The organism is Paenibacillus apis, assembly GCF_018333295.1.
Classification (GTDB): Bacteria; Bacillota; Bacilli; order Paenibacillales; family Paenibacillaceae; genus Fontibacillus; species Fontibacillus antibioticophila.
In genome coordinates this window covers 299545-320073 of sequence record NZ_BORS01000002.1, presented here as the reverse complement: position 1 = coordinate 320073, position 20529 = coordinate 299545, and the positions used below count along the sequence as shown (strand labels likewise).

Sequence of the window (20529 nt, the reverse complement as noted above, 5' to 3'; positions counted from 1 at the left end):
GGACGGATGCGTAACCTTTGTATGAAATATCGTATAAAAGCCAACGCCGTAGTGGTCGGACGAGTGAATTTGTACGAATAAACGTACAAAAGATTCCACCTGCGGCTTGGATACGCCAACTTTGTACGAATAAACATACAAATTCTTCTATCTACTGCTCATATAGCGCTTTTTTATGCGAAAGATCGTACAAAACTCGTCTTATGGCTGATTTCGAAAAGTGTTGTGTTCGAAAAGTGTTGTTGACTGGCTTCGGGATCCGTGGTAATATTTACTTCGTTGCCGCTAAATTAACGGCACCACAAAAAATGCGGTCGTGGCGGAATTGGCAGACGCGCACGGTTCAGGTCCGTGTGGGCTAACCCCCCGTGGAGGTTCGAGTCCTCTCGACCGCACCAATCTAACAATGAACGAGCTCTTGAGTTTCCTTTGGTGGAAATTCAGGAGCTTTTTGTATATTCGTAATTTGCAAGGTATTGCTCATTACCTGAGCTGAGGAAAGTTTTGAGTTGTATTCAAGATGAACATAAATGTTGGCGGTCATGGAATAATGGCTATGCCCCAGCCATGCCTGAATTCCTTTTAAGTTGACACCGTTAGCAAGCAGCAAGCTGGCACAACTGTGCCGAAGAGCGTGAAACCGAATTCGCTGAAAATTATGCTTTTTTCAGGACGAGCGGAAAATGTTGAGTAATATAACCCGGCTTAATTCGCTCTCCCAGCTTATTGACGTAAATATAGTCCTGATATCGGTCGCTGTAAGAATCCTTGTACAGAATGGCCGCAAAGCAGTTCCAGTAAGACGGGAACTAGGGGCAAAGTGCGATAACTTGCGCCCGAATGGAGGACGTTTTGGAGACGTATGCCCTGCCCTACGATCCCGAAATCCTGCTGAATTGAATGGATGAACAACCTGTGCAACTGCTGGAGCATTCTCGTCCACTGGAACGATGAAGCCGGGGCAAGTGTGCCATGAGTACAACGAGTACGTTCTTCGTCACAATTATCCCTATATAAGAAGTATTCGTAAAAGGGGATCTCATCGTCCTTATAGTTGAGATGCCATAATGGTAAGTCGGGTATGTAACTAATCATACGGCCTAACCGGCATTCTTGCTATGAATTTCGAAACCCCTGTTATATTCTTCCTAACAAATGCGTCTGGGCTTAGTATAATAGATTAGGAGTCTATTTAATTGAGATGGGGGCTGCAGATGAAGATCGTTGATTTGAACCCGAATCCCGGAAGCAAGGCCAGATTGGTCGGTTATTTGCACGATATCGAGAAGGAGAGCATGGGCAACCGCGTCGAGCGGCCTTGCGTGGTGATTTGCCCCGGCGGCGGTTTTGAAATCCTGTCTCCGCGTGAAGCGGATCCGCCAGCTACAGCCTTTTTCGCCAAAGGATACCATGTGTTTACGTTGTATTACTCGATCCGGGAGGAGGCGAGCGAACTAAGGCCGATCATGGATATTTCCCTCGCGATCGCGAAAATCAGGGAAAACGCCGCTGCATGGGGGATTATTCCCCGCCAAATCGCCGTTTGCGGTTTTTCGGCCGGCGGATACGTTGCGGCTTCATCGGGGACCTTGTGGAATCACCCCAAACTGCTGGAGGCGGACGGCAGCCAAGACGGACAAGGCCGGCCGGACGCCATGGTGCTGTGTTACCCGGTCATTACGGCCGGCGAATTTGCGCACCGGGGCTCCATTGAACGCTTGGGACCCGGCTGGAATGAAGCGGAAAGGGAAGCGGCGTTTTCGCTGGAGAACCATGTCACCGCTTCGACGCCGCCGGCCTTCTTGTGGCATACGGTGGAGGACGCCAGCGTACCGGTGGAGAATTCCATGCGTTTTGCGGCGGCACTGCGGCGAGCCGGCGTCCCGTTTGAATGCCATCTCTACCAGAACGGCAGACACGGCATGTCGATGTGCACCACGGAGGTCAACAGCCGCGACGACCATTTGGCCACCTGGTTTCCGCTTTGCCTGGAGTGGCTGAGCCGGCAGTTTGCGTTTGAATATTGAGGATCGTTAGCCGGGTTCCCGCCGCAGCTTCAGCACGAACGTGCTGCCTGCGTCGGAGCTGCCGTCGAGTATGAGATCTCCGCCTTGGGCGCGGGCGAGCAGGCGGCTGAAGGTCAGGCCGAGCCCCAGCCCACGCACCTTTCTTTTCTTGGCTTCCCCGCGATAGAATTGCTCGAAGACCTGCGGCTGTTCCTCGGCGGGGATGCCGCTGCCGTTGTCTTGGACGCGGATATCGACATCATGCTCTTGCGCCGTCAGATCGATCCGGATACGGAGCGGCCGTTCCGGGAGCGCCGCCTGGAGCGCATTGTTCAACAAGTTCACGATGATTTGCTGGATGCGCAGGGCATCCCCGCCGGCAATTAGTTCCTCGCCGCCCGGGGCGACCGTGACGGAAACCTGCTCTCCCTCATGGATCAACCCCCATTGATAGACGATTTCTTCTATGAGCAGCTTGACTTGAAGCGGGCTGTTCTTCACTTCCACGCTGCCGGAGGACAGGGCGTTGTAATGGAGCAGGTCCGCCACCATCCATTCCATCCGTTCCGATTCCTTGAGAGCAATCTCTAGGAATTCCTCGGCTTCCTCCCGGTTGACCACCCCTTCGCGAACGGCCAGCAGCAAGCCTTTGATCGAGGTCACCGGGGTTTTCAATTCGTGGGTTACGCCGGCGAGCGCCAATGCGCGCCATTCCTCCAGTTGCTTGAGACGAAGCGCCATGTCTTTAAAGGATCCGATCAGTTCCCGGACTTCGCGCTCCGGCGCGTCGATCTCCAGGCTGACGTCGTAAGAGCCCGCGGCGATTTGCCTGGCGCTTTGGGCAACGTCGCGGATCGGCCGAGACAGCTTGCGGGACAAAGCGTATAGCGTAATCCATCCGCATAAAATCAGGGTCAGCAGCAGCAGGACGACCAAGACGATTTCGTTCGGGCTATAGGTAAGCGATCGTTTGGACTGGAGCAGGGCAACCTGCCCTTGCTGCCCGCCTTCGCCCATAATCGGCGCCGTTACCGCCAAAAAGCGGTTGTCCCGCGAACGGGCCAGGTCGTCCGTCAGTTTGTGTTTAAGCTCATATTCGCTGATTTTCGGCTTGGAGAAGACCAAGTGCCCCTTTTTATCGGTAATGATCAGGCATAGCTCGTCCTTGTCCACGTTAAAATAATCAAACCGGCTTTTCAGCAACGGCTCGAACTCGCCAGGAATGGCAAGTTCCCCGTCACTGGAGGCGATCCGTTCAGAAATTTCCTGGACGAGCAATCCGCTTGTCTTAAGCCGGTTGTCCCTGGCCGTATCCTGGATCCAGTACACCGCAGCCACGGCAATAATGGCAAGGCCCAGGCATAAAATGGCGAAATAGCGCAGCGTCCAGTAGGATAAGAGGGAGGCCGCCTTCGGTTTTATTCTTTGATCCATAATTGATACCCCATTCCCCGTAAGGTACGGATTTCCCCTTCGTCGCCAGACCAGTGCGACAGCGCCTGGCGCAGCCGCTTAATCGAGAGATCGACCGCCCGGTCGCTCCCCTCGTAATCCATTCCCCACACCTGTTCAATCAGTTGCTCGCGGGAAAAAGTCCGGTTGGGGCGTTCCGCCAAAAAGAGCAGCAGCGTCAGCTCGCGGGGATTCAATGCCACTTCGGCTCCGTTGACCAACACCTGCTTGGCGGCTAAATCGATAAGCAGGTTGCCGTAAATCCTTTTGCCGTGACGGTCATTCCAATGGACCGGCCTGCGCAGGACGGCATTGATGCGGGCGACCACCTCTTCGGGCACGAAAGGCTTGACCATATAGTCGTCCGCCCCTTCGTTCAGACCAGCGAGCCGGTCCGAAATCCCGTCCCTTGCCGTCAGCATGATGACCGGACAAGCTCCTCTTTCGCGAATCGCGGCAAGCAGTTCCATCCCGTCTGCGTCGGGCAGCATCAGATCCAGCAGCACCAAATCCGGTTTATCGCAATCAAACGCTGCGATGGCTTCCGTGCCGGTTGCCGCCCTGACGGGACGGTAGCCGGCTTTTTTTACATAGGCGGCGAGGACGCGCGATATGGCCACCTCGTCTTCGATAATAAGAATGGTCTTCACGAAGTCCTCCTCCTCTATCTTTCAATTATTAAGCTTATGGTATAAATCATAACCACATGCCGGCCGGGGCCGCAAGTTTTGGTTTGGCAGCCATACCAAAAATGGGAATTTCTATGAAAGTTGAGGTTTGGACATCATCCCGACACATTCGGCTGCTAGATTAAGGGGCAAAAGAGGATAGGAGGCTATACTAAACATGAACAAAAAGACGAGAAACTGGATCGTTGCCGGAGCTGCTACGGTGATTTTGGTCGGCGCCGGCGGTTACGCCTATATGGATGATTACTTGGGGAACCGGGTGGAAATTACCGAAGCCATCCCGGCAAGCAGCTCGGCGGCGAATGCCTCCACAAACGAGGGGAACGCGGAGCAAGCCACGGTCGGAGCCGAACAATTAAACGGAGAATGGAACATCGCCGAAGAATCCAAGGTTTATTTTTCCGTGACCACTTCGCGCGAAACCGTGAATTTTGAAAACGCGGCGGTCGGCGGGTCTTGGACGATCCAACTGGACCAGCCGGAAAATATGAAAGCCGAAGGGACCTTGGAGATGAGTGAAGTCAACTCCGGGAACGCCCAGCGGGACGGTCATATCCAAAGCGCCGATTATTTTAACGTGGCGCAGTTCCCGCAGGCAGCATTTACGGCGGCTTCGTTTGAAGGGCTGCCGGAGGCTTGGGAAGAAGGCGCGGTTTACGACTTTCGGATGGCCGGAACGTTAAGCGTGAAAGGGATCGACAAAGAGGCAACGTTCGACGGGCAGGCGCTCTATCAAAATAATCAGGTAAGATTGTCGGGGACGACCACCGTGACCTTCGCCGATTTCGGGATGCAAAACCCGCATTCGGTCGTGCTGGAAACGGAAAATGACATTGCGGTCCGTTTGGAGCTGGTGCTCGAGAAGTAACCCTGCTTCATTCGTCTCGCATGATAGGGGAGTGCTCCCTATTAACGCATAAAAGGACCTCAAATTCTCTAGAAGGGAGATGAGGTCCTTCGCATAGAAGAAATGAAATGATCGTTTCATGATCTAACGCTTGCCACGGTGCTTAACCCCTCTGAGATCATCGCTCTGAGATTCTAACGCTTACCCCAGATCTTATACCTCTTTTTCATCAACGAAACCATGGGTTTTTGCAGAAATAGCGCGTGCCAGCGTCGCTAGGATTTCTAAAGCGGCGGATTCGCCGCAATAGCGCTTATCATCAGCGTTAGAGTCAATCATCCGCCATTTCCTATTTTTTGATCCTTCAACTTAAAACCAGTCGGACGAGTACTCCATGTTTAGATGGCAAAAGACACGCCCGTCAGCTCTTCGCTTAACGGTCAGGATATGGTCAAAGGTGTAGAAGTCAATCAGGGGGATACAACAGCAGAGACCACACTTCAAATTCAGTTGAGTTAGCCGTGTTTCCTGTCCCTTGAGTGGCGCAAAAATGTTGGGTAAGAGAATTGCTTAACAAACTTGCAAGGTATTGCTCATTACCTGTATTTTTGATTCTGGCATGAGACATGGACAATATCAGGTAGGTTTTTTTATAAAAGTGTAAAGTTCTAATAATGATGTTTTTTTCTATCTCTATATGTATGCTCTTTACTATAATGGCATCATTAGTATACTTATGAGGGAGTTATGCTTGGCAGGAAGTACTATAATTTATTCTTATGGTCATCTCGGCATTAATACAGGAAGCGAAGAGGCTGCAGTCCAGATCGCACAACAATTTTCACGCGCTTTTGGGTTTGAGTATCGCAACTTGACGCTTCAGTTACTGTAACAGGAAATTTAGAAACATGAGGCTGAACAAAGAGTTAACTTAAATTAAGAGCTTGTTTTAGTGTTAGTAAAAAAGAAGTAAACACGAGGTAGAAATATAAAGTTATTACAAATGTAACCATTATCCATATAGATAGTGCAAGTGTGCCAAACAACCGCTTAGCAATGAAAATTAAAGTCTTCAATTGTGTTAGCCTCCGTTCTCTAATACTTTTTAAGTGTGAGTGTTAGCAATAATTGAAACAACAACAGTAACTTGGCTTAGTAAAGCTATCTTATAGATGAAATGTTCAACAATTATTTATAGTTTGTTTGGGAAATATTAATTTGAATAATAGAATTAAATTGTTAGGAGTGGAACCCCTTTTTGTCGTTCTTGAGCCTGGAGATGATGATGCGGAAGACATATTTCGTCTACCGGGCGGTCGTTATCTCACCCTGCGCTTTCACGGCGCACACAAAGAGGCCAAGCCTGCCTACATCAAGATGTTTCAGTACATGGCCCATCCTATGGTTCTTGTTAAGAGCAGTATTCTGACTTTCGAGAGGAAATTTCCGTGAGAGATTGCGTTGAATGGACAAGATGGGAAGGGCTCTTGGTGTTTCGGAATGGGCCTTCTTCGTCATGGCTAACATAAATATCCCGGTACACATCGCTAAAATTGAAAATCCCTCCCGAAGGAGGGATATTGTTGTTCAGGGAAGCTTATAGCAATGAATAAATCAAGGAGGACAAGGGAATGGACAAGAGCAGTCTAGCACACATGGCTGGAACTGCACATACCACATTGTATTTGCACCAAAATACAGAAGACAGATGACCTATGGGAAAATGAAGCGAGGATTCGGGGGGATCACCCGAGGACTGTAAGTTCAACAGAATTACTGGAAATGATGCTGCCACTCATTTAAGCCCTCTTCCATCCGATAGGCTTTAAAGCCATTAGCTTGCAGCTTCTGGGCAGCTAATGCTGAGTAGACGCATAATGGTCCTCTGCAGTAAGCGACAATCTCTGCGTTTTTTGGTAATTCTTGAATGAAGTTCTCAAGATCCTCGATGGGAGCTGATATGGCTCCGGATATATGCCCGGACTCGTACTCTTCTTTAGGCCGCAAATCCAGTAAAATAATGGATCCGGAGCTTAATTTTTCTTGAACCTCATCCATCGTCAAGGTTTGAATATGATCAAGGTTTTCAAGAAAGTCTTGTTTTAGTTTCCCGATATCAGGCAGTTGCTTTTCACTTACTCGCCATAAGGCTGCAAGGAAGTCGACAATGGAGGGATCAGCTAATGAGTAAATTGCATAGGTCCCTTTTTTTGAGAACTTCACGAGCTTCGCCTCAAGCAGGACTTGGAGATGGCGAGATACGTTCGCGATGCTCATGTCTGTGCATGCTGCAAGCTTTTCAACACTCTTTGACCCTTGAGACAACAAATTCATAATCTCCAGCCGCTTATCGCTAGACAAGCACTTTCCGATCCTCGATAGTTGTTTGTAGAGATCTTCTTTAAATACCTTGGCCTCATTCAGCGCCTCATCCATAGTAGCTCATTAACCTCGATTCTTTTCCAAAAATGATGCTGTTTACCTTTTTAAAGTGTCAGTCCAATACCGCAGTCATATGTGCTTTGGTAACCGACCAGTGCGAAGCAGTCCAGTATTTTTCTCCATTTTTCACGAAGATCATTTGAGGTGATTCATGCTTTACTCCTAAATCTTCTGCGATCTGATTGGATACGGGGCGGGATTCAATGACCTTAACCAGCGTGTAATCTATCTGATCATTGGGAACGGACTCCAGGTATTGTTCATATTCATGCAGTGCATTGGCGCTGACCGGGCAGGTTGTGCTGTGCTTAAGGATTACCTGTCCTCGCTCTGATGATTTCGCAAGGATATCTTTCCATTCCTCAAGGGTAGTTATTTCGTTCCAGTTCATTCCAGTAAACCCCTTTCCTTATATTAAGCTCAGTCAATTGAATAATTGAATTTTAACATGAACTATACAACGATTAGGCGGAAATTTCAAATTTAATCGACTCCATATTCCATATTTGCTTGACGTGTTAATAATAACACACTATAATTCAACTATTCAATTGAATAATAAATTACTTGTATGAATTACAGGAGGTTATTGCAATGAGTGCAACAGCATTGACGAAAGAAACGTTTCAAAGCTCTATCCAGTCAGGTGTTAGTTTAGTTGATTTTTGGGCTCCTTGGTGCGGCCCATGTAAGGTTCAGCTTCCTATCGTGCACGAATTGGCAAGTGAACTGGAGGGGCAAGCTACAATTGCTACAGTCAATGTCGATGAAAATGCAGAACTGGCTTCTCAGTTTGGTGTTCGAAGTATTCCTACTCTGCTGCTCTTTAAGGATGGAAGACTAGTCGATCAATTGATTGGCATCAATCAAAAGCCTATACTAAAAAACAAGGTACTGGGCCTGATTGGTGAATAAAATAGCACCGACCCTTGCTCTTGTTTCCTGATCAAAAGGAATATCTCAGGGCAACAAAGCGGAGTGAAGCAGCTCCTTAATCAAATAGCAGCTCGATATGAAAGGGAATGCCTTACCTGTGGTATTCCCTTTTCTATAAGTGCAATAATGTTTATTTAAACAGGCAAATCGTTTAATCAAGGTGGGTTGAGGGGAATTGAATAATATTCAAGTAGGCTCTTTAGTGTTAAATGGACAACTGATATTATATCTAGCTTTTGGAGCAGCAGGCTGGTTGATGCTTCGCTATCGTCTTCGAAATAGGGCGGAGCGGCACGTCATTCTGTCTGTTATGTCCAACGCATTTTGGATGTGGATTGTAGTGTGGAAGCTGAGTTTCTTAATCTTTCATCCGGTCGAGGTCATTCACCGTCCTGCTGTTCTGCTCTACTTTGACGGAGGAGGGCGCGGGGCCTGGATTGCAAGCTCAGTTGCTGCATTCTATATCTGGAAGAAAGCGGCGAAGCTGAAGGGCTTATCTCCATCATGGCTGGATATGACGACCTTATTTTTATGTTCCGGATGGTTCGCCTATCAGATGTTATCGGCTGTCATCGGCGTAGAGCCTGTCTGGTTCCATGTAGCAAGCGCCGGATTAATCGCAGGTTTTCTTTTTCTGCAATTAGCCTTTTCAAGTAAAAGTAATCTGTTAAAATGGCCGGCCTATGCAGTCTGGCTATCGATTGGACATGTTATTCTCTGGTTCTGTGTTCCGAATCGGGAGATCCTGCTTTTGTCCTTCAACAAGCAGCAATTGTATTTTTTAATTATTGCCGCAGCCCTAACCGCATGGAACTGGTTGAATGAGGCAAGGCCTGGCGGAGGTCTCCGGGAATAATATTTTTGGCGGATTACTCTTTGATGGAGGGAGATACATAGAATGAGGAGAAATATAGCAGCCATACTTTTCTTGATCGGTCTTGTTGTATACGGCACATATGATTATTTGAAAGAGTCCCCTTCCGATGCGATACAGATGTCGGAGCTTGAAGCGAATGAAGTAGGAATTCGGAAGGGACAAAGGGCACCGGACTTTACACTTGCGGATTTACAAGGGAACCCCGTAAAGCTATCTGACTATAAGGGTAAAAGAGTAATGCTTAACTTTTGGGCCACCTGGTGTCCCCCGTGCCAAGTGGAGATGCCTCATATGCAGAAATTTTATGAAGAATATCGGCATCAAGATATAGTGGTTCTTGGAGTGAATATGACGGCTATTGAAAATCATCAGGAGGATGTGCAAAAGTTTGTGAACAAAGGGCAGTTTACGTTTCCCATTCTGTTCGATACGAAAGGAGACGTTATGCAGGCATATCAGGTTACTGCGTACCCGACAACGTATTTGCTGGATTCCAGCGGAGTGATCAAGGACAAATTTGTGGGAGCAATGAGCTACGAAACGATGAAGAAATACGCTATGGAAATGAAATAGCATACACATAGGGAGCTTTGATACAATGGCTTGTAAGAATGTGAATCGCAAACCAAGAATCGGCGATACGAGACGCTTAGGATAACGACGATTGGAGTTGCATAGCATGTTAAGAACGAACAGAGCGGCAGCCCCTTCCGCCCGCAACGGCATCGACAGCTTGGGCTGCGTCCTGGGAGGGCATAAGCCCCCGAATTTGCATAAGTGGGGACCGGGAATCCGTGATGTATACGCCCTTCATTACATTATTAGAGGCAAAGGGACCTATCAGGCGAAGGAACATCTTTTTACCATCGAAGCCAACGAGAGTTTTATCATTTTCCCCGAAACAGAGGTCTGCTATTATCCTGACCCGGATGATCCTTGGGAGTATGTATGGATCGAATTCAAGGGCGATGAAGCTGGGTCTCTGGTCTCGTTAACTAGTATGAGGCCGGATTTCCCTGTAACAGGAAAAACGACAGTAGATTTGTTTCCGTTGTTTTCCATTATAGAGAACGCTAACGCAAAGCCGTTCGAGAGGCTGCGATCCACCGCCAAGCTGCGGCTGCTGTTGTCTTATTATGCCGAGTATTTTCCATCCGTGGCGATGCTTCATTCCCAGGACTATGTATGGGCTGCCAAGGAATACATAGCCAATAATTATTGGAGGGAATCTCTGACGGTGACGGATATTGTACGATTCGTCTCCGTCGAGCGCAGCTACCTGTACAGACTGTTCAAGGAGGCAACAGGGATGTCAGTTTCGGCATACGTGACGGCGTTTCGGATCGAACGAGCCTGCGAGCTGCTAAAGAGGTCGGAATTGTCCGTAAAAGCTGTCGCCTATTCGGTAGGGTATCACGATCAGCTCTATTTTTCCAAAGTATTTAAAAAGGCAACGACATTCACCCCGTCGGAGTATAAGGCGCTAGTTGCCGAAGGGGTTTTGCCTGCGGGAGAACTAACGAAATAACACGCAGTTGCCTGATTTCCTGAAATAGGCGATCAGCTTCTCGAGGGCCTCGCGCTCGCATCCAAGCTTCCTGCCAAGACAATCGAGGCATAGAAATTGCCGGTCTGTTCTGGAGACGAGCTTCAAATAGATCGCCACCTCGTCGGTTTGCAGCATTTCGCCGCAGGCGCTGCAAGTCGGGCGGCCGTTCATCGTCGGACGAGCTTAGCACGAACGACGAGGCAATCATGGGCCGGCACGGTTGGCGCAAAGCGTTCGGTGTATACGCCCAACTCCTCATTGGTCCAGCAATCCTTCAGGGAAAGAGAGAAGCCGGAAGCAAAGGGGAGTCCGAGATCCCAGAACTGTAGCGAAATTTCACGTTGTCCGTCACTGAGGTTGAAGAAGCCAATGGCTAAATCACCGTCAGCAAGAACTCTCACCAGCATGAACACCTCGTCGGTATGGAACCATTGCGGCTCCGGCTTGATGCGGTAAGCCCCTCGGCTTTCAGGATCCTGGTTAATAGCAATCAGGTTGGGATTCAGTAAAATATCCTTGGTTGCCTGATTGGCGGAACGGATGTCGCAGCCGATCATTAGAGGCGAACCCATCAGGCTCCAAAGCGCAAAATGGGTTCTGTACTCGACATCGCTGCAACCGCCGATTCGGCCAATAAAGTCATTGTTGCTTCCCCCGTACATCCCGACCACTAGCATATCCAGATCGTTGTGGCAGAAGGATCCGGTGTAGCATTGCTTGTCAAGCTGGGACAGGGCAAGTTTTTTGATGGAATCCCAATTATCTTGGATATCCCCGGTGGAGCGGTACATATGGGCGCCGGATTCCCGAATCCACTGATACACTCCGTCTTCTCCCCAGTTGCATGCAGAGAACAGAATATTGCGTCCGCAGTTTTTTAGAGCCAGGCTCATTCGTTTGTACAACAGCTCTCCGGAAATATGCCGCGGCTTAAAGCAGTAGTCGTACTTTAAAAAGTCAACCCCCCACTCGGCCAACTGTTCGGCATCCTGAAACTCGTGCTCAAAGCTGCCGGGATAACCGGCGCAAGTATGGGTGCCCACGCAGGAGTACATCCCGAATTTCAGGCCTTTTCCGTGAATATAATCGGCCAGCGTCTTCATTCCTGAAGGGAATTTCTCGGGGTCCGGCACGAGCCGGCCTTCCGCATCGCGTTGCTTCAGGCTCCAACAATCATCGATGACGATATACTCATACCCTGCCTCTTTATATCCCTCCGTAACAAAACGGTCCGCCACTTCGCGGATCAACTGCTCGTTAATATCCCAGGTGAAGGTATTCCACGAATTCCAACCCATTGACGGGACCAAGCCCAATAAAGACTGTTTGCTCATTTCCTCCGATCATCCTTCCTATGTACGATTCTCCTGTATTAAAGCATGATTCGCGTCCGCAGTCCTATGGATTAAAGTTGTATGCACATGGAGCAGTGTTGTTATATGAAGCGGCGGACATATTACCGGTCTCAACAGCGTTGCCAGCGTTTTTGCGCTCCTTTATAGTACAAACTAGAAATTGAACTATTAGGGAAGAGGGAGATGCTATGTTGAAACTGCTTATAGCGGACGATGAAATGTTGATGCGCCTCGCGATCCGCTCCCTGATGAATTGGAAGGAACGGGGAATTGAGATTATTGGAGAGGCTTCTAATGGAAAAGAAGCTTATGACCTGGCGTTATCCCGCGAACCCGACCTGATCCTTACCGATATCAAAATGCCGGTCATGGACGGTTTGCAATTGATTCGCGAAGTTTCGAAAGCGCTGCCAAGTTGTAAATTTGTCGTGCTGTCGAATTTCGATGAGTTTCGTTATGTCCGGGAAGCGATGCAGCTGGGGGCCATTGATTATTTGATCAAAAGCGAGGTGAGTCCAGCTGTCGTGGATGAGCTGTTGAAAAGCGTCAAGCAGAAAGTTCGGGAGGACAAAGGACGAACCCGGGCGCTTGCGTTCAATTCCGACTATTGGCAAAGTCTTGCACATATGAAGGAAAACCTGTTCAAAGATATAATCAGCGGGCTGCTGAGTGAAAAGGAAGCCCGGATTCAGGCAAAGAATCTGGATGTTCGAATTCGGCCCGAGCGCTTGACGGTTGTCAAGCTTCGTATTGATGATTTTCATGAAGTCAGGAAGAAATATGTTGAGCAAGACGAAAAGCTATTGCGATTCTCCATTGTAAACATCCTCGAAGAAATCATTCCTGGCAGATGGAAAAAGGAAATTGTAATTGAAAATTCTGCAGAATATTTGCTGATCGTAAACCTTACAGAAGAGATAAAGGTCGCCGGCCGCGAAGAGCTTGAACAGCTGTGTGCAAGCATTCGGGAGACTGTGAAGGATTTCATGAACCTTTCGTTGTCCATCGGCATTGGTCCTGTCGTGTTCTCGCTCCGCGAATTGAGAACGGCCTACAGGAAAGCAGATCGTGCTATGCGGAGGCGCTTCTTCGAGGGAACGGGGCATATTCTCTTTGATGAGGATAGCCTGCCTGAGTATGAAAATAAATTGTCGGGTGATCTGCCCGAAGAGAAGGCTTACGCTTTCTTGAACGTGCTGGAGGAAGGCGATGAGGTAAAAGCCATCGGGTTCCTGGATCGATTTCGCGACGGTTTCGCCTACTGCAGAACAGATGAACGGGTGGTAAGAGAGGCCTATATCCGCCTGGCGGAAGCAGCGTGCGCTTGTCAGTCTTACCGGAATCATACCCTCATCTCTTCGTCCGGCGCATCTCCTTTTGAAGCATTGCTGCTGGAAGAGACGCTGGAGGGGCTGCATCATGTCCTCACGTCATTCACGAGACGGATTTTTCTGGCGGAGGGAGGCCATGAGGAGCAGCTGAGCTATGCGGAACGAGCTGTTCAGATGATTCAGCGCTATTACGCAGAGGATATTTCACTGCAAAGCGTCGCCAGCCAGATCAATGTGAATCCCTCCTATTTAAGCAGGGTATTCAAGCAGGAAAAAGGAGAAAATTTCATATCTTATCTCACGCGGGTACGAATTGAACGGGCAAAGGTCTTTCTCGAAAGCCGAAAATACAAAGTCTACGAAGTGGCGGATAAGGTTGGATACCATAATTACACATATTTCAGTAAAATTTTCAAGAAGATTGTCGGTGTCAGCCCGGAAGAATTCAGGAGGTGAAAAAATGCGTTATTTCGAGGGGAAGCGCTTTATCAGTATCAAGGTCAAAATTGTTATGTTATGCCTCATTGTCGTAATCATTCCGATCTTCGTAATAACCATCAATGCCTATACCTCTTCAGAGCGGCTGCTGGAAACGAAATATAGGGAACTACTCATGGATTTGGCCAAACAGACGAATATCCGCATCGACGAATATTTGAAGGAAATTGAAAAAATGACCCTTGTGTCCAGCTTCGGCATCAGCAGCGGGACCAGCGCTGCGGACAAGGCCAATTATCCCATTCAGGATTATTTGCGTGATGACAGCGATGATAATGCGGACGAAGCCCGCGGGATGCTCATGAATTACATTTTGTTGAAAGACAGCGAGATATCCATCTACATCTACAATCTGAACGGAGGCAAAGATTTGTTCATCAGCAACGGCTTGGAATACGATTACAGCTACAGTGCGAAGGGGGAAGAATGGTTTCGCTTCTTTGAGGTCTCCAGCAGTCGGATGATGACCATAGACACGCATGTCAACAAGCAAGTAAAGCCAAACAAAATGGCCATCTCGCATGCCCGGAAAATACTTGATATCAACAGCGGCACCGTGCTGGGCATTATGGTCGTGAGCATTGATCTGGACATTATCGACGTTGTCAATACTCGCCTTCAGAAGGCGCTGAGTTCCCGATTCACAATTGTAGACGAATCGGACAACATTATATACAACGCCGATGAGGCATTGCTGGGACAGAAGTTTTCCGATACAGTCCGCCCGGATGAATCGGACCATATCGTGGTGCAAAGCCCGTTCGATCGGCAACGCTGGACGACCTTCCTCTATATTCCGATGAGCGAGCTGTCCGCTGAAGGTTATGTCCTGCAGCATCGCATGATTCAATTAGCGCTTTTGATGCTGCTGTTCCTCCTACTTATCTCTTTGTTCCTGTCCAGCTTCATTACCCGTCCGATCAAAAGCTTGATGAACAGCATTCTTCAGGTGGAGATGGGCCAATTCGAGCAAGTGGGCGACATTAAGTCCCGGGATGAATTCGGTCTTCTGGCTGTTCGCTTTAACCGGATGTCCCACGAATTAAAACGGCTGGTCGAGCAAATTCAAAAGGATGAGGTGGAGAAAGCTTCAGCGGAGATGAAGGCGCTGCAGTCGCAGATCAATCCTCATTTTCTCTACAATACATTGGCAACGGTGAAGTGGATCGCTTCCCTGCAACGGGCAGATAAAATTGTAATCATGACCGATTCGCTTATTTCTATGTTAAGGTATGCGGCCCGGGCCGAAGGAGCGACGGCCAGCATCAGCGAAGAGCTGGACAATCTAAGGAATTACATGACGATCCAGAACGTTCGCTATTACAACCGCATTCGTATGGACATCGAGGCCGACGAAACCTTGCTGTCTTGCCGGATTCCGAAGCTTATTTTGCAGCCGCTCGTTGAAAATGCGATTTTTCACGGTCTGGCTTCAATTGAAGAAGGAGGCATCGTCTCCGTACGGATTGCTCGAGAATCGGGAGGCATCGCAATCTATGTCTGCGACAACGGCGCGGGAATGGATGCGGAGACCGTCCGGCTGGTAGAGCAGCTGCTCAGCGGCGAACAGGCTCATGAGGGAGGGATTGGGCTGCTGAATGTGCAGCGCAGAATCCAGCTGTTCTCCGGACACACTCAGTCTATCCGTTTCTGTACTTTGCCGGGGGAAGGGAGCAGCTTCCGGATCGTATTCCCCGAAGAGTATGGATTGCCCGAGCAAGCCGGGATGCGGGATGCAGGTTCGGTCGGGTAAGCGGAGCAGAGCGGAATTGCACTTTTTTGACTGGATGATTCATTTTCTTTACCGTTCGCTTTACCCGTATCTCCCTCTCGGATGAAAAGGTCAAAAAAGAAGAAGAAAAAGTCAAAAACGATAGTATTCGTCTTGCAACCGGGTTGTTTAAAATGTAGAGGACTCAAATAAGCGCGTAAATGGGGGGTACTATGAAAAAGTCATTTCTTTCTTTAACTATGGCATCCGCACTTGTCTTGCTTTCGGCGTGCGGAGGAACAAATGCCAAGTCTGAAGCAACGCCCGGTCCCGCTGTTCAGGAGGTGGGCGAAAACGGTGAGGTCGATTATGCTTTCGGGGCCTACAAGGACACAGTCACTCTGCATACGGTAAGAGCCGAGTATTCTTCTGCCCAGTTTCCCGAGGGAGACGACATGACCCGGAATGTATGGACAAGAGCTTATAAGGACCGCCTTAACATTGATGTCGTGACGGACTGGGTAACCGACGAATATGACACGAAGCTGAATCTGGCCATCTCGTCGAACAAATTACCCGATGTATTTCATGTAAACGCTTCACAGCTTCAACAGTTGATCAAAGCGGACATGATCATGGACTTGACGGAAGTATTCGATCAATATGCCTCCGACAGGATTAAAGGATATATGGAAGCCGATCGTTCCAGCTATGAATCCGGGATGAAAGACGGCAAGTTGTACGGTATTCCGCAATTGCAATGGGGATATATCGATCAGCCCGATTTCCTGTGGATACGTAACGATTGGAAGGAAGAACTGGGTCTGCCGGATCCCAAAACGATGGAAGACGTCAAAAATATAGCACTCAAATTCAAAGAGGCCTATGGCGGATACGGTTTGGCCATAGACCAAACGCTCGATTATCTGAACCTGCTTGCCGTCGGCTGGGGAGCGCACCCGGACATGTGGCTTCCCGATGAGAATGGTCAGCTTGTCTACGGCTCCGTTCAGCCCGAAATGAAGGACGCAATCGCCGAGTGGGCAGAATGGTTCAAGCTGGGGGTCATCGATCCGGAGTTTCCAATCAAGGACTTCAGCGCCATGAATGCGGGCATCGTGTCCGGCAAAGCCGGAATGCAGCCTTACTATCAGTGGTGGGGGTATAATCCAGGTGTAGATCTGGTCACCAATCAGGGGAAGGATGCCATCTTCTATCCCTATAATATCCCGACCGTGGACGGCAAGAACCCGGTGCATTCCTTCTTTTTTGCGAACAGTGTATACACCGTGGTGAATAAAAATTACGCTCATCCGGAAGCGGCAATCAAGCTGCTGAACTTCTATGCCCATATGCTGGACGAAGGGTCGGAGCATGAAACGCCTGAAACGTTGGCTGCCTTCCTGGACAAGGACATCGCCCATGTGACCGGAGCCTTCAAGATTATTAACCCGCAAACGGATTACGTGCAGTATGAGCGGGTAAGCGAAGCGCTAAAGACCAACGATACGAGTGCTTTTACAACCAGCGGCATGTGGCAGAAGTATAACAACAGCCTGGAGTTTATGAATAATGGGACGCCTGCGGCTGTTGGTGATTACCTCCAGCAAGGTGCGCCGAAGAATGCCTACAGTATTGCGAAGACGGTGCTGGACAATGGCGAATATATCGAGACCGGTCTCAAGGGAGCGCCGCCGGAGCAACTGGCAAAGTACGGCTCCACACTTGACGATATCCTCACCGAGGGCTTCACAAAAATCATTATGGGCTCGGCGGATATCGATTATTTCGATACAGTTGTGCAGAACTGGAGCACCGCGGGCGGAGAGGAAGTAACCAAAGCGGTTAATGAGCTTTACGGGAATAAATAACGGAGAACGTACCGGGTGGTGATGGAGGAGGCGGGTGCAAGCCCGTCTTCCTTGTTATTCAGAACGTTAGGAGGAACGAAATGTTAAGAAAATTATACCGGCAGAGGGCTTACCATCTGATGCTGATTCCCAGCATTATCGTCGTATTCATATTCAGCTATATGCCGTTCTACGGGCTGGTGATCGCTTTTCAGGATTATAATCCCGGAATGGGCTTTAACTCGCCCTGGGTAGGCATGGAGAACTTCGAGCATGTCTTCCGGCAGCCGAACTTTCTGCGGACTATCTGGAATACCCTCTACATGTCTGTATTCAAAATCATCGGGGGCATCGTGGTGCCCGTCATTTTTGCTTTGCTGTTGAATGAGGTTGTTCGTACCCGATTCAAGCGAACATTTCAAACTTTGGTATATATTCCGAACTTTCTTTCCTGGATTATTATGGCCGGAATCATGATCGACATATTAGGCTCGGAAGGCATTGTCAACGGCTTTCTCGGTCTGTTGGGGGTGCAGCCTGTATCTTTTCTGGGCAATCCTTCCATTTTCCCGTGGACAATGATCGTGACGGATATTTGGAAAGGCTTTGGCTTTGGCACGGTGGTCTATCTGGCGGCTCTGACCAGCATCGACCCCGGCTTGTACGAGGCGGCGCTGATTGACGGCGCCAAGCGCTGGAAGCAGACGCTCTACATTACGCTGCCGCTTCTGACCCCAACAATTATACTAATGTCCGTGCTGGCGCTGGGGAATGTGCTCAACGCAGGCTTCGACCAAATTTATAACCTGTATTCGCCGTCTGTATACGAAACGGGGGATATCATCGATACCTATGTTTATCGTCTTGGCATTCAGCAAGCCCAATACTCTGTCGCCACGGCAGTAGGACTGTTCAAATCGGTTGTATCCACCATCATGGTTGTTCTGTCTGCCGTTCTGGCCAATAAAGTGGCCGGATACCGCATTTTCTGAGGAGGGGTTGCATGATACAGGACAAGAGTCTTGGGCGTCGTTTATTCCATGCTTTTAATTATACTTTTTTGATTGTAGTATCTTTGCTGTGCATCTTGCCGTTCGTGAACCTGCTGGCCGTCTCGTTCAGCGGCAGCGCCGCAGTATCTGCCGGAAAGGTGGTGTTCTGGCCCGTGGATTTCAATCTGAAAGCGTACGAATTTGCGCTGGAGGGGGGGCAGTTTTACCAGGCGCTCTGGGTTTCCGTTAAGCGGGTAGTGCTGGGAACGATAGTTAACCTTGTGTTGATGGTGCTTACCGCCTATCCATTGTCCAAATCAAAGGAAAAGGTGATGGGGCGCGGCATTTACATGGGTTATTTCGTCGTCACCATGTTATTCAGCGGCGGGCTGATCCCGACCTATCTGATCGTTGTCCAGACAGGACTGATCGATTCCCTGTGGTCCCTGATTCTGCCCGGGGCGCTGCCGATATTCAGCATGATTATCCTGATGAATTTCATCCGCGGGCTGCCCGAGGAAATTGAGGAATCAGCGACCATCGACGGTGCCGGACCCATTCAAATTCTGGTGCGCATCCTGCTGCCTTTGCTGAAGCCTGCACTGGCAACGGTAGGTCTGTTCAGCATTGTGGGCCACTGGAACTCCTGGTTCGAGGGCATCATCTACATGAACAATCCGGCGAATTATCCGCTGCAAAGCTATCTGCAAACCTTGCTGCTCGATTTTGAGCAGATCATGCTGCGGTCGGGCAATGATTATACGCAGCTATTGGCCATGATGAATGCGCGAACCGGCCGGGCAGCACAGCTATTCCTTGGCGCCCTTCCGATCCTGGCCATATATCCGTTCTTGCAAAAATATTTCACCACAGGGCTTGTGTTGGGAAGTGTAAAGGGTTAGGCGCAATTGGATTCTCCAAATATAAGCTTTGGGGACTGTTATTTCGTTTTATCGAGTCATTTCTCTGGAAAAGCATGCCGAATAACAGTATATAATAAGGTTTATCACGATATTTAGAAGGAGGTATGGCAAATGGAAGAAAAAGCGGCGATGATTGCAGCCAATGAAACGCCTGAAGGCACCCAGATTCTCTATGGTCAATTTGCCGAAGAAGGCTCTTATTATTCCTGCTCCTATAAGCCTGACATAGTGTATGCAACATATGGAGAAGTGGAAAGAAGACTCCAAATCATAATTCCTCATCGTTCCGGGTACAAATTTCCCTTGGTTATTTTCGTTCAGGGATCCGCCTGGCGGAAACAGGATTTGTATATGAACATCCCTAATCTATGTCACATTGCAGCAAAGGGGTACGTGATAGCAAGCGTTGAAATCAGAGATACGGATGTGGCCCGGTTTCCGGCAGCAATTGAGGACGTGAAGTGTGCAATCCGGTTTATGCGCAAACATGCAGATGAATATGGAGTTGATCGGAATCGTGTTGCGGTATGGGGAGATTCATCAGGCGGACACCTTTCATTAATGACAGGCCTGACCATTGGAGAATTTGACAACGGAATGTACAGCGAACAGACAGATGAAGTCAGTGCGGTCATCGACTATTACGGAGTTTCGGATCTGCTCACATTAGGCAAGTATAATCATATTCTGGATCATGATGCCGCTGATTCACCGGAAGGCTTGTTTATTGGAGGACGGGTAAAGGATCATGTGGAACTGGCCCAAAAGGCAAGCCCTATCCATCAGAATTTGGATAAAGTCCTTCCGCCGTTTCTGATCATTCATGGAGATAGCGATACCGTTGTTCATATTAACCAAAGTATAGAGATGTATAAGGCGCTTAAAAAGCATGGGCAGTCGGTTTTGTTCTATAAAGTAGTGGGTGCAGGTCACGGTGACGGTGTATGGAACCCTCAGGTCCTTAAAATTACAGAGAGGTTCTTGTCGGCGAGCTTGAACCGGCCTGATATTGCAGGCAAGGCATAGAGCAGGCCGCACTATAGTATTTATATCGGTCTTTCCGAATATATT

General features: G+C 48.9%; 21 protein-coding genes, 1 tRNA gene and 1 pseudogene. 15 read left to right on the top strand and 8 right to left on the bottom strand.

What is annotated here, in order from left to right; translation table 11 throughout:
• Positions 1–310: 310 nt before the first annotated feature.
• Positions 311–398, top strand: a tRNA-Leu gene (locus tag KI362_RS04055).
• A gap of 2 nt (positions 399–400) precedes the next feature.
• On the opposite strand, the gene KI362_RS25500 is transcribed toward KI362_RS04055, so the two are convergent.
• On the bottom strand, positions 401–610 hold the full coding sequence (locus tag KI362_RS25500; RefSeq protein WP_374705618.1) for a hypothetical protein: 210 nt from the start codon (positions 608–610) through the stop codon (positions 401–403).
• 586 nt (positions 611–1196) lie between these two features.
• On the opposite strand from KI362_RS25500, the gene KI362_RS04050 reads away from it, so the two are divergent.
• On the top strand, positions 1197–2027 hold the full coding sequence (locus KI362_RS04050) for an alpha/beta hydrolase (protein ID WP_301625045.1): 831 nt from the start codon (positions 1197–1199) through the stop codon (positions 2025–2027).
• Positions 2028–2033: 6 nt separating this feature from the next.
• Here the strand turns inward: KI362_RS04050 and KI362_RS04045 are convergent, their stop codons facing one another.
• Together KI362_RS04045 and KI362_RS04040 are read right to left on the bottom strand one after the other, a co-directional pair.
• On the bottom strand, positions 2034–3440 hold the full coding sequence (locus KI362_RS04045) for a HAMP domain-containing sensor histidine kinase (protein ID WP_301625043.1): 1407 nt from the start codon (positions 3438–3440) through the stop codon (positions 2034–2036).
• Positions 3425–4108, bottom strand: coding sequence for a response regulator transcription factor (locus tag KI362_RS04040; RefSeq protein ID WP_301625042.1), 684 nt, complete (start codon positions 4106–4108; stop codon positions 3425–3427). The genes KI362_RS04045 and KI362_RS04040 overlap by 16 nt, the downstream gene beginning before the upstream one ends.
• 196 nt (positions 4109–4304) lie before the next feature.
• Here KI362_RS04040 and KI362_RS04035 point away from each other — a divergent pair, with 196 nt between their 5' ends.
• On the top strand, positions 4305–5015 hold the full coding sequence (locus KI362_RS04035) for a YceI family protein (RefSeq protein WP_301625040.1): 711 nt from the start codon (positions 4305–4307) through the stop codon (positions 5013–5015).
• 192 nt (positions 5016–5207) lie between these two features.
• On the opposite strand, the gene KI362_RS04030 is transcribed toward KI362_RS04035, so the two are convergent.
• Positions 5208–5333, bottom strand: coding sequence for a hypothetical protein (locus KI362_RS04030; RefSeq protein WP_301625038.1), 126 nt, complete (start codon positions 5331–5333; stop codon positions 5208–5210).
• An 879-nt stretch (positions 5334–6212) separates the two neighbouring features.
• Here KI362_RS04030 and KI362_RS04025 point away from each other — a divergent pair.
• Both KI362_RS04025 and KI362_RS04020 read left to right on the top strand, forming a co-directional pair.
• The gene (locus tag KI362_RS04025; RefSeq protein WP_301625036.1) at positions 6213–6446 is read left to right on the top strand and encodes a hypothetical protein; all 234 of its coding nucleotides are present in this window, start codon (positions 6213–6215) and stop codon (positions 6444–6446) included.
• 179 nt (positions 6447–6625) lie between these two features.
• Positions 6626–6753 (top strand): annotated as a pseudogene (locus tag KI362_RS04020) (transposase); the annotation flags it as partial.
• Between the two features lie 14 nt (positions 6754–6767).
• On the opposite strand, the gene KI362_RS04015 reads toward KI362_RS04020, so the two are convergent.
• Positions 6768–7430 carry an ArsR/SmtB family transcription factor gene (locus tag KI362_RS04015; RefSeq protein WP_044477867.1) on the bottom strand — a complete coding sequence of 221 codons (663 nt, stop codon included), beginning with the start codon at positions 7428–7430 and terminating at the stop codon, positions 6768–6770.
• A 58-nt stretch (positions 7431–7488) separates the two neighbouring features.
• A complete protein-coding gene (ytxJ, locus tag KI362_RS04010) occupies positions 7489–7827 on the bottom strand; it encodes a bacillithiol system redox-active protein YtxJ (protein ID WP_301625034.1) in 339 nt (112 codons plus the stop codon).
• A 203-nt stretch (positions 7828–8030) separates the two neighbouring features.
• Between ytxJ and trxA the strand changes: the two genes are divergently transcribed.
• The 4 genes from trxA to KI362_RS03990 all read left to right on the top strand — a co-directional run bounded on the left by trxA (position 8031) and on the right by KI362_RS03990 (position 10777).
• Positions 8031–8351 (top strand): thioredoxin, encoded by a 321-nt coding sequence (gene trxA / locus KI362_RS04005; protein ID WP_044477869.1) that lies wholly within the window; start codon positions 8031–8033, stop codon positions 8349–8351.
• 196 nt (positions 8352–8547) lie between these two features.
• Positions 8548–9228, top strand: coding sequence for a hypothetical protein (locus KI362_RS04000; RefSeq protein WP_301625033.1), 681 nt, complete (start codon positions 8548–8550; stop codon positions 9226–9228).
• Positions 9229–9270: 42 nt separating this feature from the next.
• Positions 9271–9822 (top strand): peroxiredoxin family protein, encoded by a 552-nt coding sequence (locus KI362_RS03995; RefSeq protein ID WP_301625032.1) that lies wholly within the window; start codon positions 9271–9273, stop codon positions 9820–9822.
• A gap of 106 nt (positions 9823–9928) precedes the next feature.
• Positions 9929–10777, top strand: a complete 849-nt coding sequence (locus tag KI362_RS03990) for an AraC family transcriptional regulator (protein ID WP_301625031.1) — start codon at positions 9929–9931, stop codon at positions 10775–10777.
• Here the strand turns inward: KI362_RS03990 and KI362_RS03985 are convergent.
• Both KI362_RS03985 and KI362_RS03980 read right to left on the bottom strand, forming a co-directional pair.
• Positions 10766–10933, bottom strand: a complete 168-nt coding sequence (locus KI362_RS03985) for a hypothetical protein (protein WP_301625030.1) — start codon at positions 10931–10933, stop codon at positions 10766–10768. The two genes, KI362_RS03990 and KI362_RS03985, sit on opposite strands and share 12 nt — an antisense overlap.
• 32 nt (positions 10934–10965) lie before the next feature.
• Positions 10966–12096, bottom strand: a complete 1131-nt coding sequence (locus tag KI362_RS03980) for a glycoside hydrolase family 27 protein (protein ID WP_301625029.1) — start codon at positions 12094–12096, stop codon at positions 10966–10968.
• Between the two features lie 245 nt (positions 12097–12341).
• On the opposite strand from KI362_RS03980, the gene KI362_RS03975 reads away from it, so the two are divergent.
• The 6 genes from KI362_RS03975 to KI362_RS03950 all read left to right on the top strand — a co-directional run bounded on the left by KI362_RS03975 (position 12342) and on the right by KI362_RS03950 (position 20484).
• On the top strand, positions 12342–13940 hold the full coding sequence (locus KI362_RS03975) for a response regulator (RefSeq protein ID WP_301625027.1): 1599 nt from the start codon (positions 12342–12344) through the stop codon (positions 13938–13940).
• Between the two features lie 4 nt (positions 13941–13944).
• The gene (locus KI362_RS03970; protein ID WP_301625026.1) at positions 13945–15735 is read left to right on the top strand and encodes a sensor histidine kinase; all 1791 of its coding nucleotides are present in this window, start codon (positions 13945–13947) and stop codon (positions 15733–15735) included.
• Positions 15736–15926: 191 nt separating this feature from the next.
• On the top strand, positions 15927–17564 hold the full coding sequence (locus KI362_RS03965; RefSeq protein ID WP_301625024.1) for an extracellular solute-binding protein: 1638 nt from the start codon (positions 15927–15929) through the stop codon (positions 17562–17564).
• 80 nt (positions 17565–17644) lie between these two features.
• Entirely contained in the window at positions 17645–18535 is an 891-nt protein-coding gene (locus tag KI362_RS03960) for an ABC transporter permease (protein ID WP_301625023.1), read from the top strand.
• 11 nt (positions 18536–18546) lie between these two features.
• Positions 18547–19437 (top strand): carbohydrate ABC transporter permease, encoded by an 891-nt coding sequence (locus KI362_RS03955; RefSeq protein WP_301625021.1) that lies wholly within the window; start codon positions 18547–18549, stop codon positions 19435–19437.
• Positions 19438–19569: 132 nt separating this feature from the next.
• Positions 19570–20484, top strand: a complete 915-nt coding sequence (locus KI362_RS03950; RefSeq protein WP_301625019.1) for an alpha/beta hydrolase — start codon at positions 19570–19572, stop codon at positions 20482–20484.
• The last annotated feature ends 45 nt before the right edge of the window (positions 20485–20529 follow it).

Bases quoted from the DNA above. Each gene is read 5' to 3' on its own strand.
- KI362_RS04035 (WP_301625040.1), top strand. From the start codon at position 4,305: ATGAACAAAAAGACGAGAAACTGGATCGTTGCCGGAGCTGCTACGGTG.
- KI362_RS03955 (WP_301625021.1), top strand. From the start codon at position 18,547: ATGATACAGGACAAGAGTCTTGGGCGTCGTTTATTCCATGCTTTTAAT.
- KI362_RS03960 (WP_301625023.1), top strand. From the start codon at position 17,645: ATGTTAAGAAAATTATACCGGCAGAGGGCTTACCATCTGATGCTGATT.
- KI362_RS03965 (WP_301625024.1), top strand. From the start codon at position 15,927: ATGAAAAAGTCATTTCTTTCTTTAACTATGGCATCCGCACTTGTCTTG.
- KI362_RS03990 (WP_301625031.1), top strand. From the start codon at position 9,929: ATGTTAAGAACGAACAGAGCGGCAGCCCCTTCCGCCCGCAACGGCATC.
- KI362_RS03980 (WP_301625029.1), bottom strand. From the start codon at position 12,096: ATGGGTTGGAATTCGTGGAATACCTTCACCTGGGATATTAACGAGCAG.
- trxA (WP_044477869.1), top strand. From the start codon at position 8,031: ATGAGTGCAACAGCATTGACGAAAGAAACGTTTCAAAGCTCTATCCAG.
- KI362_RS03975 (WP_301625027.1), top strand. From the start codon at position 12,342: ATGTTGAAACTGCTTATAGCGGACGATGAAATGTTGATGCGCCTCGCG.
- ytxJ (WP_301625034.1), bottom strand. From the start codon at position 7,827: ATGAACTGGAACGAAATAACTACCCTTGAGGAATGGAAAGATATCCTT.
- KI362_RS03995 (WP_301625032.1), top strand. From the start codon at position 9,271: ATGAGGAGAAATATAGCAGCCATACTTTTCTTGATCGGTCTTGTTGTA.
- KI362_RS04015 (WP_044477867.1), bottom strand. From the start codon at position 7,430: ATGGATGAGGCGCTGAATGAGGCCAAGGTATTTAAAGAAGATCTCTAC.
- KI362_RS03985 (WP_301625030.1), bottom strand. From the start codon at position 10,933: ATGCTGCAAACCGACGAGGTGGCGATCTATTTGAAGCTCGTCTCCAGA.
- KI362_RS03970 (WP_301625026.1), top strand. From the start codon at position 13,945: ATGCGTTATTTCGAGGGGAAGCGCTTTATCAGTATCAAGGTCAAAATT.
- KI362_RS03950 (WP_301625019.1), top strand. From the start codon at position 19,570: ATGGAAGAAAAAGCGGCGATGATTGCAGCCAATGAAACGCCTGAAGGC.
- KI362_RS04045 (WP_301625043.1), bottom strand. From the start codon at position 3,440: ATGGATCAAAGAATAAAACCGAAGGCGGCCTCCCTCTTATCCTACTGG.
- KI362_RS04030 (WP_301625038.1), bottom strand. From the start codon at position 5,333: ATGATTGACTCTAACGCTGATGATAAGCGCTATTGCGGCGAATCCGCC.